Consider the following 12,626-nt stretch of genomic DNA (forward strand, 5'->3'; position numbering starts at 1 on the left):
CGCCAACATGGCAAACCCGTGCATCGCACGGCCTGCCTTTGCGCGACAATGGTGCCATGAGCAGCCACGACATCCCTCCTGCAAATGCCCGCCTGCGCGCCCTGCAAGGCGCCTTGCTGATCGATATCCGGCAGCTGCACGAACGTGCCGGCGGCCAGGCCGAAGGCGCGTTGGCGATTGCGCAACACGATCTGGAAACGGCACCCGCACGGCATCTGTCGGCGCAGGCGCGCGAAATCGTGTTGATCTGCCAGAGCGGCAAGCGCTCGGCACACACGGCGGAGATCTTGCGCGCGCAAGGCTATACGCAGGTGTCTTCGGTGCTCGGTGGCACCGCCGCGTGGACCAGCGCCGGGCTTCCATTGGTGCGCCCTACCTTGCCGCCCGACGAGCAGGATTTTCTCGAGCGCTATTCGCGCCAGCTCCGTCTACCGCAGGTCGGTCTGGAAGGCCAGCAGCGTCTGGAGCGTTCGCGCGTGTTGCTCGTCGGTGCAGGCGGGCTCGGCTCGCCGGTGGCGTTCTATCTGGCTGCCGCTGGCGTCGGCCACCTGCGGATCGCCGATGACGATGTGGTGGACCGCAGCAATCTGCAGCGTCAGATCCTGCATGTGGAGGACAGCGTCGGCGTTGCCAAGGTCACCTCCGCCGCGCAGCGCATTGCCGCGCTCAATCCACGCGTGCAGGTCCAAGCGCTGCAGGCACGTGTGACTGCCAGCAATGTCGAAGCCTTGCTGGAGGACGTGGATGTCGTGGTCGACGGCGCCGACAATTTTCCTGCGCGCTATCTGCTCAACGATGCCTGCGTCAAACTCGGCAAACCGCTGGTCTACGGCGCGGTACAGCAGTTCGAAGGGCAGTTGAGCGTGTTCGATGCCGGCCGCAGGCGCGGCCAAGCACCGTGCTATCGCTGCCTGTTTCCCGAACCACCGCCGCCCGAATTCGCACCCAGCTGCGCCGAAGCCGGCGTACTGGGGGTGCTGCCAGGCGTGATCGGATTGCTGCAGGCAACCGAGGCGATCAAGTTGCTGCTGGGCATCGGCGACACCCTCACCGGGCGCCTGCTCAGCTTCGATGCACTGGCGATGCGCTTTCGCGAGATTCGCCTGCCCCCCGATCCGCATTGCCCGGTGTGTGCACCCGGTGCTGCATTCGCCGGGTATGCCGACTACGCCGCGTTCTGCGGCAGCGCAGTCGGCTGAGAGCGGCGATCACGCCATGTAACCGGCGCTCGTGCGGGCCGATCGCCCGACAGTCGTGCACCTGGTAGCCGCGCTCGGTTCACCAGACGCTCAAAGCGCGTAAGGAATCACCTGTACGACTTCGCCTGCCTCAAAACGCCGCGCCTGTTCCGGCAACACGATCAAGGCATTGCTGTCGGCCGCACCGCGCAACAGATGCGATGCATCGCCGCGATGCGGCAACGCCGTCAGACGCCCGTCTTCGCCGCACTCCAGGCGCCCGCGCAGAAACTCCAGCCGCTCGTGGCGTTTTTCCCAGGGACTCGCCAGGGCCGCATGCCACAACGGGCGCGGCTCGCTACGTCCCTGCAGGCCATCCAGCAACGGCACGCCGTAGGCGATCAACGTCGCCAGCACCGAGACCGGATTGCCCGGCAGACCCAGCACCAGGCAGCGGCCGATCTGGCCCAGCACCGCCGGCATGCCCGGGCGCATGCGCACGCGCCAGAAGTGGATGCGGCCCAGTTCGCCGATCAGCTGCGGCAGATAATCCTTTTCCCCCGCCGAGACGCCGCCGCAGGTGATCACCACATCGAAGGCCGCAGCCGCGTCTTCTAGCATGCTACGGATACGTTGCGGATCGTCCGGCAGGGTCGGCCATGCGGTCGGCGCGTAGCCCAGTGCCCGCAGCTGCGCCATCAGCATGTCGCGGTTGCTGTTGTAGATCTGTCCCGGCCCCAACGGCATGCCCGGCTCCACCAGCTCATCGCCGGTGGCCAGCACCGCAATGGTCGGCCGCGGCGCCACCGCAAGCCGCGACAGACCGAGCGCAGCCGCCAGTCCGATCCGGGCAGGCGTCAACACCTGCCCGCTCTGTACCACCAGATCGCCCGCGCGCACGTCGCTGCCGGCCAGGCGCACCGCTGCACCCGGCGCAGGCATGGTACGGAAATGCACCACGCCATCGCGTTCCTGCGCATCCTCTTTCGGGATCACGGTATCGGCGCCATCGGGCAGCGGCGCACCGGTGGTGATGCGCAGACATTGGCCCGCGCTCAGCGTGCCGGTCCAGCGCTCGCCAGCAAATTGCTCGCCGACCAGTTGCAATGACGCATCGCCGCCAGCGACATCGGCATGCCGCAACGCAAAGCCGTCCATTGCGCTATTGGCGAACGGCGGCAACGCGATCGGTGCGATCAGATCGGCAGCGCTGATGCGCCCATCGGCACGCGAGGTGGCGATGTTCTCGTCGGTTGGACGGCTGTTGGCGGCGACGGCCTGCAGGATCTGCAGCGCCTGTGCATAGGGAATGCGGGAGGGATAGTCAGTCATGGCACGCAGGATACCAGTGCGCCACTACGGCCCAGAACGTCTGGCAATGCCAGTGCAGATGCCAGAAGGAATCACCGCACTTTCCTGGCGTAGCTCGCGGCACTCGACCACGGCAACTTCAGGCGCTGCGGCCACTCCACCTGACGATCATTCGCCAGGCACGGATCGTTCCCTGCTTACTTGCCCTTGACGTGCTTCATCAACCGCCTTTTGCGCGCCACCTGCCGTTCGGTGAGCGTGTTCTTCTTGCCCTCGTACGGATTGGCGCCTTCGCGGAAGATGAAACGCACCGGCGTGCCGACCAGCTTGAAGCGCTTGCGGAAGAAGTTTTCCAGATAGCGCTTGTACGACTCCGGCAGCACCTTCAGGCGCGTGCCGTGCACGATAAAGGTGGGCGGATTTGCGCCACCCGGGTGCACGTAACGCAGCTTGGAGACGTGACCACGGATGCTCGGCGGCGGATTGGTCTCGTAGGCGATTTCCAGCGCCTGGTTGACTTCGCTGGTGCTGAATTCGTGCGTGGCCGACGCGTGGGCGCGATGAATCGCCTGGAACAGCTCGCGCATGCCCGAGCCGTGCAGCGCGGAAATCCGCACCGCCTCCGCCCAGCTGACGAAGCCCAGCTTGCGCGACAGCAGGTCTTCGGCCTGCGCTCGCTGGTAGTCGCTCTGCCCGTCCCATTTGTTGATCGCCACCACCAGGGCACGGCCAGCGTCCAGGATGGCGCCCAGGATGGTCGCATCCTGGTCGGTGACGCCTTCGCCGGCATCGAGCATCAGCACCGCGACCTGGCATTGTTCGATCGCCTGCAGCGTCTTGAACGCGCTGAACTTCTCTACCGCTTCCTCGACCTTGCCGCGGCGACGCAGGCCGGCCGTATCGATCAAGCGGTACTGGCGCCCGTCGCGGTCCATGTCCACGGCGATCGAATCGCGCGTGGTGCCCGGCACTTCCGAGGCGATCATGCGTTCTTCGCCGAGCAGGCGATTGACCAGCGTCGACTTGCCCACGTTCGGGCGGCCGACGAAGGCGATGCGCACACGCGCCGGGTCGGTATCCAGCAACTCGCCGGCACCTTCCTCGGGCAGGCGTGCGCCGACTTCCTCGAGCAGTTCGTCGATGCCTTGCCGATGCGCTGCAGACAACGCCACCACATCGGAGAACCCATAGCGCGCGAATTCCGAGCGTACGGTCTCCTCGTCGGTGCCGTCGATCTTGTTGATGACCAGCACGGTCGGCCGCGCCAGCTTGCGCAGCCATGCCAGGATCTCGTCGTCGAGCGAGGAGGCGCCTTCGCGCCCATCGACCACGAACAGCACCAGATCGGCCTCACCGGCAGCGGCGCGGGCCTGCCGCGCGGTGGCGCCGGCCAGGCCTTCCTCGTCGCCGGCGATACCGCCGGTATCGACGACGATGAACGGGCGTTCCTCGTCGAGACGACAGACCCCGTAGTTACGGTCGCGGGTGACGCCGGGCTGGTCGTGGACCAGCGCGTCACGGGTGCGCGTCAGCGCATTGAAGATGGTGGACTTGCCGACATTGGGCCGTCCGACCAGGGCGACCAGGGGCAGCATCGCAAAGTCCTTATTGTGCCAACCGGAAGGCGGTGAGATCGCCATCGGTGTTTTGTACCAACAGAATGCCGTCTACGACGATCGGCTGCGCCAGCAGCGTGTCGCGTCCAGCGCGAGCGCGCGCGGCCAGTGCACCGTCGCTGAGTTTCAGCCAGTGCAGATAGCCCTTGTAGTCGCCGACCACGGCGTAATCGCCCTGGATGGCCACACCGGTCAGGGAGCGACGCGCCAGCGCGGCCTGCGACCACATCGCCGCACCGCTGCTCTTGTCCAGGCCCCACACCGAGCCGGCGTTGTCGGAGACCACCACCACCGCCGACGACACGCCGACGCCACCGGCGCCGCCGTGATCGCGCGTCCACAGCGGACGGCCGCTCGGGCCTTCCAGTGCGAGGGTTTCGTTCTTGAAGCTGGTCGCATACAGCGTGGTGCCGTCAAGCACCGGGGCACCGTCCACATCGGACATGCGCTCCAGCTCGGTGCGGCCTTCCGGCACGCCGATGGCCTGTTCCCACAACGGGCGGCCGTCCTGCAGCGCCAGGGCGCTCAAGGTGCCGCTGTCGTTGCCGACGAACAGCACGCCCGGGCCGGTCACGATCGGCGCATTGCCGCGCACCGACAGGGTCGGGCCTTCTTCGGCATGGAACCAGCGGCGCTCGCCGGTAGCCGCGTCGAAGGCGCTGACGCGACCGTCGTTGCTGCGCACCAGCACCAGGTTCTGTGCAATGGCCGGTGCGGCGATGACTTCGTTCGGCACCTTGGCACGCCACTTCTCGGTGCCGTCGGCCTGATTCAGCGCAATCACATCGCCAGACAGCGTGCCGATCACCACCAGGCCTTCGCCGACGCCGGGGCCACCGGACAGGCGCTGCTTGAACTTGCGGTCGTTACGCTCTTCCTTCTTGGGCTTGTATTCCCACACGCGCTTGCCGGTCTGCAGATCCAGCGCCTGCACGCCGCCAGTGATCGCCGCGGCGTACACCTTGCCATCGGCCACCGCCGGACGCTGGCGCACGCCAATATGGCCTTCGCCCTTGCCCACGCCGGTGGACCAGATCTTGTCGACCTTGACCGACGGCTCGAACTTGACCAGCTCGGCAGGTTCCTGCGCCTTCTTGGCAGCGGCGTCCTTCCCGGCAAACCAGCCCTTGACGGTGCTGCAACCTGCCAGCGACACGCCCATCAGGGCGATCAATGCAATGCGCTTGTACATATCAACCTGCTTCATCAAATCTGCTCCGCCGGATCGGGCACCTTGCCGCCCACATCCATCAGCTTGGTTTCCAGCAAACGGCGCTGCGGCGAGGCCACATCCACCGTGGTCAGGGCCTTGGCGTAGAGCGCACGCGCTTCATCCGGCTTGCCCTGCACGACCAGCGCATCGGCGCGGATCTCCAGGCTGGTGTGGTCCTGCGCATCGGCCAGCAGCTTGATCGCTTGGTCCGGCTTGCCGCTTTCGGTCAGTACACGCGCCAGGCGCTGCTGCACGATCTGCTTGAGCTCGCCTTCTGCCGGCACGTCGCGCAGGGTCTTGATCGCTTCGGCATGCTTGCCGGCATCCACCTGGGCCTTGGCCAGACGCAATGCAGCCAGTTCGGCGTAGACACCGCCCTTGCCGTCATCGAGCGCCACGATGTCCTTGGCCGCCTTGTCCAGGTCCTTGCCCTGGATGGACTTGACCACCGCCTCGTAACGGGTGTTGGCTTCCACCGATTGAGTGGCGGTGTGCTTCTGCCACCACTGCCAGCCCAGGATCAGGGCCAGGCCCACCACGACGCCGCCCACCAGCCCTGCGCCATTCTTTCTCAACCAGGAACGAACGCGTTCGCCTTGTTCGTGTTCGTCCAGCAGATCGTCGATCGCCATGCGTACTCTCGCTCCGTCATCCCGGAGGCGCGGAACATCAATAGGGAAAAATGAAAAACCGCAGTCCGCTTCACTCGGAAGCAGGTACCACGGAGCCGTCGGAGGATACCGCAAAACGGGCCACGTTAGCGCGCTGGAACGGTTTCACGTCGACGATACTGCCGCCTTGCTGAACCTCTACCGCCGACGCATTGCCCAGCACGATGCGGCCCACCTGCCCTGGCGAATAACTGCGACGCTCGCCGGCACGCACCAGCGCCTTTTCGACCGCGCTGCCATCCGGTGCCAGAATCTGCACCCAGCTGTCGCCGCTGAAACTCAACGACAAACTGCCGCCACCGGCGGCAGACGCTGCAGGCGTCTCGAGCTCGGGCGTGGCCCGCGGCACCGGCGTCATCGACGCGATGTACGGCGCCGGCTGCTCGCGCGGCGCACTGGCCGGCTGCGTTGCAGCGTTGACCGGGGAGCCGGTCCTGGGCGCTTCCGGCATGCTGTCCAGCGATACCGTGCTGGGCGCCTTGCCATCCAGATGCGAACGGGTCGCGTACCACACCGGCACCGCGAACACGCCGGTGATCACCACATACATCGCCTTGCGCGCCGTGCTTTCCAGGATGCGCCGCGCCCGCGGCGTATGCGTGTGGCTGACCAGCTTGACCGGCTCGACCGGCGCAATCGCCGCCTGCTGCAGCAGCGGCTCCAGGTCCACGTGCAGCAAGCGCGCATAGCTGCGCAACTGACCGCGCACGAAGACCGGCGCACCCAAGCGTTGCCACTGCTCCTGTTCCAGCGAGCGCACCACATGCGCCGGCATACGCAGCTTGCCGGCGACCTCGTCCACGCTCAGACCTGCTGCTTCGCGCGCGTCGCGCAAATGCTGTCCGCAGCCCTTTTCCTGCTCGAAAGGGTTCGGATTGGAATCACTGATCACAATGCATTGGCCCCGGGGTTAGCGGTCGCTGCGTCAGGGAATTCCTTGACCAACCGCTGTTGATAACGGCTGGCAGCTACCTTGTCGCCTAGCCCTTGCTCAATCTGAATGACGAGTTGTAACACGGAAGCGGTTGCAGGTGCAGCCGCAAGCCGCCGTTCGATAAACGCGCGCGCTTCGAAATAATTGCGATGCGTCGCTTCGGAGCGCGCCATCGATTCAAGTGCGTATGGATTCTGCGGATCCAGTTCCAGCGCCTTGCGCAAGTCACCGGCAGCACGCTCCGGCTGCCCCGCCTTGAGTGCGCAGCCACCTGCATTGCCCAGCGCAGAGGCTGGCGATGCGTAGGTTCTGTCGGTCAGGGCGCGATCGAACCAGGTCAGCGATTCGGCCGGCGAGCCGTTCGCGCACAACCATGCGCCGTAATTGTTCAAGACATCACCGCGCAGCGGTGCAAGTTCTGCGGCCCGGCGGTATGACACACCGGAGCCGGCAATATCGCCCTTGGCGCCTTGAATCAGCGCCAGCAGACCAATGGCATCCACCGACTGGGGGTCTTTCTTCAAGGCGGCGCGGACTTGCTCTTCGGCAGCGGCGTAGTCGCCGGTCTGCAGGCGGTTGTTGGCCAAACCGAGCTTCTCCTGCACCGCCAGACGATTCTTTGTCGCAGTGCTGTCGCGGAACGCATGCACCTGCGCCACCTCCTCGACCGTCTGGACCGAGCCCGCCTTGGCATTGCGGCCACCGCAGCCGACCGCGCTCAGCGCGATCGCCACGGCCGCCATGACTAGAAGATCACGCTGCCGCATCTCGACCGGCCTGCCCTTCCAGGGTGCGCAGGAAATCCGCCTGACGACGGGTGCGGTCCATGACCTGTCCCTTGAGCTGTCCGCAGGCGGCGTCGATGTCGTCGCCGCGGGTACGGCGGACCATCGTCAGCACTTGCGCGTCGAGCAGGATTTTCTGGAAGGCACGGATCTCGGTCTCTCCGGAGCGCTCGTAACGCGTGCCCGGGAACGGATTGAACGGAATCAGGTTGACCTTGCCGGCGTCCTTGGACTGCACTGCGTTATCGAACTGACGCATCAATCTGGCCAGCTGACGCGCATGCTCGGGCTGGTCGTTGATGCCCTTCATCAAGGTGTATTCGAAGGTAACCGAATCGCGCTTCTTGCTGCCGCGCAGATAGCGCGCGCAGGACTCCATCAGCTCGGCGATCGGGTACTTCTTGTTCAACGGCACCAGGCTTTCGCGCAGCGCGTCGTTGGCGGCATGCAGCGATACCGCCAGCGAGACATCGCTTTCGGTCGAAAGCCGGTCGATCATCGGCACCAAGCCCGAGGTCGACAGCGTCACCCGCTTGCTGGCCAGGCCGTAGCCAAGGTCGTCGCGCATCACGCTCATCGCGCGCACGACGTTGTCGAAATTCATCAACGGCTCGCCCATGCCCATCATCACCACATTGGTGAGGCGGCGCTGCTGGTGCGGCACGTTGCCCAGATGGCGCGCCGCCACCCATACCTGCCCGACGATCTCGGCAGTGGTGAGGTTGCGGTTGAAGCCTTGGGTGGCAGTCGAACAGAACGTGCAGTTCAGGCCGCAGCCGACCTGGGACGACACGCACAGCGTGCCGCGGCCCTTGTCGGGGATATAGACGGTTTCGATCGCGTTCTTGCCGTCGGTACCCATGGCCAGCAGCCATTTATGGGTCCCGTCGGTGGACGGCTTGTCGAACACGACATTGGGGACGAGGACCTCGGCGTGCTGGTGCAATTTCGCACGCAGCGCCTTGCCGAGGTCCGTCATCTGGTCGAAATCGGTGACGTAGCGATGGTGGATCCACTTCATCACCTGATGGGCACGGTAGCGTGCCTCGCCGAGCGTGTCGGCGAAGAAACGCTCCAGTCCCTCGCGGTCGAGGTCGAGCAGGTTCTGCTTGCGCAGTTCCGGGGCGCGGACGGGGACGTCCTGCAGCACGGAGGGGATCACGACCTCATTCACGATTCGACTCTCTCGGCCTCAGCGCGAGACCACTTCGGTGGCGGCAAAGAAATACGCGACTTCGTTGGCGGCGTTCTCGACCGAGTCCGAACCGTGGGCGGCGTTGGCATCGATCGAGTCGGCGAAGTCGGCGCGGATGGTGCCCGGCGCAGCGTCCTTGGGATTGGTCGCGCCCAGCAGGTCACGGTGTGCGGCAACGGCGTTCTCGCCTTCCAGCGCCTGGATCACCACCGGGCCGGAGATCATGAACTCGACCAGCGCATTGAAGAACGGACGCTCGCGGTGCACGGCATAGAAGCCTTCGGCTTCGCGACGCGACAGCTGCTTGTACTTGGATGCCACGATCTTCAGCCCGGCCTTTTCGAAGCGGCTGTAGATTTCGCCGATGACGTTCTTGGCAACGGCGTCGGGCTTGATGATGGACAGGGTGCGCTCCAGCGCCATGGGAAGATCTCCGTTGGGCGGGCCACTGAAGGCCCGAGATTATCATGAAAAAAACCCGCGTCAAAACGCGGGCTTAGGCTTCTTTGCGATGGTCAATTCTATCTCTTCGTCGTTGCAATTGCACACCGCCTCCTGAATCGTGCTGCATTGCCGCATGACCGGTGTGCCGTCCAGCCCGTAGACTCAAACAATCGTTTGATTGAGTTCCACCCCGCGCATGCCCAAGCCCGCCCACTTCTCCACCAAGGACCGCATCCTCGGCGCGGCCGAGGAGCTGTTCGCCCAGCATGGCTTCGCCGGGACCTCGCTGCGCCAGCTGACTACCCAGGCCGACGTCAATATCGCGGCCGTCAACTACCACTTCGGCTCCAAGGAAAACCTGGTCAACGAGGTATTCCGTCGCCGCATGGACGAGATGACCGCCGCGCGCCTGCAGCAACTGGAAGCCGCCAGGCGGTCGCAGCCCGGCGAACTCACCGCGGTGCTGGCGGCCTTCGTCGAGCCGGCGCTGGCAATGGCGCAGGACCGCCAGAGCGGCGGCGCGTTCGTGCGGGTGATTGCACGCGCTTACGCCGAAAAGAACGACAACCTGCGCAAGTTCCTGTCCGACCACTACGGGCATGTGCTGCGCGAGTTCGGCAAGGCCATCGCCGCCTGCGTGCCGGGCCTGAGCAAGGAGGAGCTGTACTGGCGCCTGGATTTCCTCGCCGGCGCGCTCACCTATGCGATGGCCGATTTCGGATTGATCAAGCGCCCGGCCGGGGTCAGCGAGGCCGACCACCGCGCGCGCGCCGCGCGCGAACTGATTCGTTTTGCGGAACCCGGTTTCCGTACCCATCCCACACCGTAGTCGCTCACACCAAAGGCTCATCGCTATGTCCAATCCGTTGCTAGTCCGTCGTGCTGCCGTGCTCGGTGCCGGCGTCATGGGCGCGCAGATCGCCGCGCACCTCACCAACGCCGGCGTCGACACCGTGCTGTTCGACCTCCCCGCCAAGGACGGGCCGGCCGACGGCATCGTGCTGAAGGCCATCGCCAACCTCGGCAAGCTCAGCCCTGCCCCGCTCGCCAGCAAGGCCCTGGCCGAGGCGATCACGCCGGCCAACTATGAAAGCGGTCTGGAGCAGCTGCGCGATTGCGACCTGATCATCGAAGCGATCGCCGAGCGCATGGACTGGAAGCAGGACCTGTACAAGAAGATCGCCCCGTTCGTGGCCGATCACGCCGTGCTGGCCTCTAATACCTCGGGCCTGGGCATCAACAAGCTCTCCGACGTACTGCCCGAGCAGTTGCGTCACCGCTTCTGCGGCGTGCATTTCTTCAATCCGCCGCGCTACATGCACCTGGCCGAACTGATTCCCGCCAAGGGCACCGACAAGGCCGTGCTGGAAGGGCTGGAGAGCTTCCTGGTCACCACGCTGGGCAAGGGCGTGGTGTATGCGAAGGACACCCCGAACTTCATCGGCAACCGCATCGGCGTGTTCTCGATCCTGTCCACCATCCACCACACCGCCGAGTTCGGGCTGGGCTTCGACGAAGTCGATGCGCTGACCGGCCCGCTGGTCGGGCGCCCGAAGTCGGCGACCTACCGCACCTCGGACGTGGTCGGCCTGGACACCATGGCGCACGTGATCAAGACAATGGGCGACACCCTGCCCGACGATCCGTGGCACCAGTATTTCAAATCGCCCAAGTGGCTGGATGCGCTGATCGGCAAGGGCGCGCTCGGCCAGAAGGTGGGTGCCGGCATCTTCCGCAAGGTCGGCAAGGACATCGTGGTGCTGGACCTGGAGAAACAGGATTACCGTCAGGCCGATCGCAGCGCTGCGCCAGAGGTGGTCGAGATCCTCAAGATCAAGAATCCGGCCGAAAAGTTCGCCCGGCTGCGCGAAAGCCAGCATCCGCAGGCGCAGTTCCTGTGGGCCACGTTCCGCGACCTGTTCCACTACAGCGCCTACCACCTGGCCGATATCGCCGAGACCGCGCGCGACGTGGATCTGGCGATCCGCTGGGGCTACGGCTGGTCGCTGGGCCCGTTCGAGACCTGGCAGGCCGCCGGCTGGAAGCAGGTGGCGCAGTGGATTGCCGAAGATATCTCCAACGGCAAGAGCATGAGCAGCGCGCCGTTGCCGAACTGGGTGTTCGACGGCCGCGATGGCGTACATGCGGCCGAGGGCTCGTACAGCCCGGCGCGCGATGCCAAGCTGCCGCGCTCGGCATTGCCGGTGTACAAGCGCCAGCGCTTCCCCGATCCGCTGCTGGGCGAGCAGTTCTCGCCGGGCGAGACAGTGTTCGAAAACGACGGCGTGCGCATGTGGCACGACGGCGACGACATCGCGGTGGTCAGTTTCAAGACCAAGATGAACACCGTCTCCGATCACGTGCTCAACGGTCTGCAGGAAGTCGTCGGTCGCGCCGAGAAGGACTTCGCCGGGCTGGTGATCTGGCAGCAGAAGGAGCCCTTCTCCGCTGGTGCGGATCTGGCCGGCGCGTTGGGTCTGCTGCAGGCCGGCAAGGTCGATGCGTTCGAAGCGCTGGTCGCCAACTTCCAGGCCACCAGCCAGCGCATCAAGTACGCGCAGGTGCCAGTGATTTCGGCCGTGCGCGGGCTCGCGCTGGGCGGCGGTTGCGAGTTCCAGATGCACAGCGCCAAGACCGTGGCCTCGCTGGAAAGTTACATCGGCCTGGTCGAAGCCGGCGTCGGCCTGCTGCCGGCCGGTGGCGGTCTGAAGGAAATCGCCGTGCGCGCTTCGCAGGCCGCGGGTCCGGGCGGCGATGTGTTCGCCGAGCTGAAGAAGACCTTCGAAACCATCGCGATGGCCAAGGTCTCCAACTCTGCGGTCAATGCCCAGGAGCTGGGCCTGCTGCGTGCCACCGACAAGGTCGTGTTCAACAGCTTCGAGGCGCTGCACATCGCCAAGGCCGAAGCGCGCGCACTGGCCGAAGGCGGCTACCGCGCCCCGCTGCCGGCACGCCGCATCCAGGTCGCCGGCGACGTCGGCATCGCCACCTTCAAGATGCTGCTGGTCAACATGCTGGAAGGCCGCTTCGTCAGCGAATACGACTATGAGATCGCCACCCGCATCGCCACGGTCATGTGCGGCGGCGAAGTCGATCGCGGCGCGCTGGTCGACGAAGAATGGCTGCTCAAGCTGGAGCGCAAGCACTTCGTCGAACTGGCCCAGCAAGAAAAGACCCAGGCGCGGATTGGGCACATGCTCAAGACGGGTAAGCCGTTGAGGAACTGAGAATCGGGAGTGGGGAATCGGGAATGGGTAAAAGCCCAACCGACTCCCCGCT

The 12,626-nt window shown here is 65.4% G+C and carries 11 protein-coding genes; 3 read left to right on the forward strand and 8 right to left on the reverse strand.

Features of this window, described 5'->3' with window-relative positions:
* Window positions 1-56: 56 nt before the first annotated feature.
* Complete coding sequence (moeB, locus tag FHT09_RS17470) at window positions 57-1,199, forward strand: molybdopterin-synthase adenylyltransferase MoeB (protein ID WP_104606640.1); 1,143 nt, start codon at window positions 57-59, stop codon at window positions 1,197-1,199.
* A 90-nt stretch (window positions 1,200-1,289) separates the two neighbouring features.
* Here the strand turns inward: moeB and glp are convergent, their stop codons facing one another.
* The 8 genes from glp to ndk form a co-directional block, all read right to left on the reverse strand.
* Complete coding sequence (gene glp, locus FHT09_RS17475) at window positions 1,290-2,510, reverse strand: gephyrin-like molybdotransferase Glp (RefSeq protein ID WP_104606619.1); 1,221 nt, start codon at window positions 2,508-2,510, stop codon at window positions 1,290-1,292.
* Window positions 2,511-2,686: 176 nt separating this feature from the next.
* Entirely contained in the window at window positions 2,687-4,084 is a 1,398-nt protein-coding gene (der, locus tag FHT09_RS17480) for a ribosome biogenesis GTPase Der (RefSeq protein WP_016904421.1), read from the reverse strand.
* 10 nt (window positions 4,085-4,094) lie between these two features.
* A complete protein-coding gene (bamB, locus tag FHT09_RS17485; RefSeq protein WP_166776353.1) occupies window positions 4,095-5,312 on the reverse strand; it encodes an outer membrane protein assembly factor BamB in 1,218 nt (405 codons plus the stop codon).
* Entirely contained in the window at window positions 5,312-5,950 is a 639-nt protein-coding gene (locus tag FHT09_RS17490) for a tetratricopeptide repeat protein (RefSeq protein ID WP_104606620.1), read from the reverse strand. Before FHT09_RS17490 ends, bamB begins: the two co-directional genes overlap by 1 nt.
* A 70-nt stretch (window positions 5,951-6,020) precedes the next feature.
* Complete coding sequence (locus tag FHT09_RS17495) at window positions 6,021-6,881, reverse strand: helix-turn-helix domain-containing protein (protein ID WP_016904424.1); 861 nt, start codon at window positions 6,879-6,881, stop codon at window positions 6,021-6,023.
* Window positions 6,878-7,666, reverse strand: a complete 789-nt coding sequence (pilW, locus tag FHT09_RS17500) for a type IV pilus biogenesis/stability protein PilW (RefSeq protein WP_104606621.1) — start codon at window positions 7,664-7,666, stop codon at window positions 6,878-6,880. Before pilW ends, FHT09_RS17495 begins: the two co-directional genes overlap by 4 nt.
* 10 nt (window positions 7,667-7,676) lie before the next feature.
* A complete protein-coding gene (gene rlmN, locus FHT09_RS17505; protein WP_104537407.1) occupies window positions 7,677-8,882 on the reverse strand; it encodes a 23S rRNA (adenine(2503)-C(2))-methyltransferase RlmN in 1,206 nt (401 codons plus the stop codon).
* A gap of 18 nt (window positions 8,883-8,900) precedes the next feature.
* Window positions 8,901-9,326, reverse strand: a complete 426-nt coding sequence (ndk, locus tag FHT09_RS17510) for a nucleoside-diphosphate kinase (RefSeq protein WP_016904427.1) — start codon at window positions 9,324-9,326, stop codon at window positions 8,901-8,903.
* A 217-nt stretch (window positions 9,327-9,543) separates the two neighbouring features.
* On the opposite strand from ndk, the gene FHT09_RS17515 reads away from it, so the two are divergent.
* Together FHT09_RS17515 and FHT09_RS17520 are read left to right on the forward strand one after the other, a co-directional pair.
* A complete protein-coding gene (locus tag FHT09_RS17515) occupies window positions 9,544-10,176 on the forward strand; it encodes a TetR/AcrR family transcriptional regulator (protein WP_016904428.1) in 633 nt (210 codons plus the stop codon).
* Window positions 10,177-10,201: 25 nt separating this feature from the next.
* Entirely contained in the window at window positions 10,202-12,574 is a 2,373-nt protein-coding gene (locus tag FHT09_RS17520; RefSeq protein WP_104606622.1) for a 3-hydroxyacyl-CoA dehydrogenase/enoyl-CoA hydratase family protein, read from the forward strand.
* Window positions 12,575-12,626 lie beyond the last annotated feature (52 nt).

This window comes from Xanthomonas sp. CFBP 8152 (genome assembly GCF_014199025.1).
Lineage (GTDB): Bacteria > Pseudomonadota > Gammaproteobacteria > Xanthomonadales > Xanthomonadaceae > Xanthomonas > Xanthomonas arboricola_B.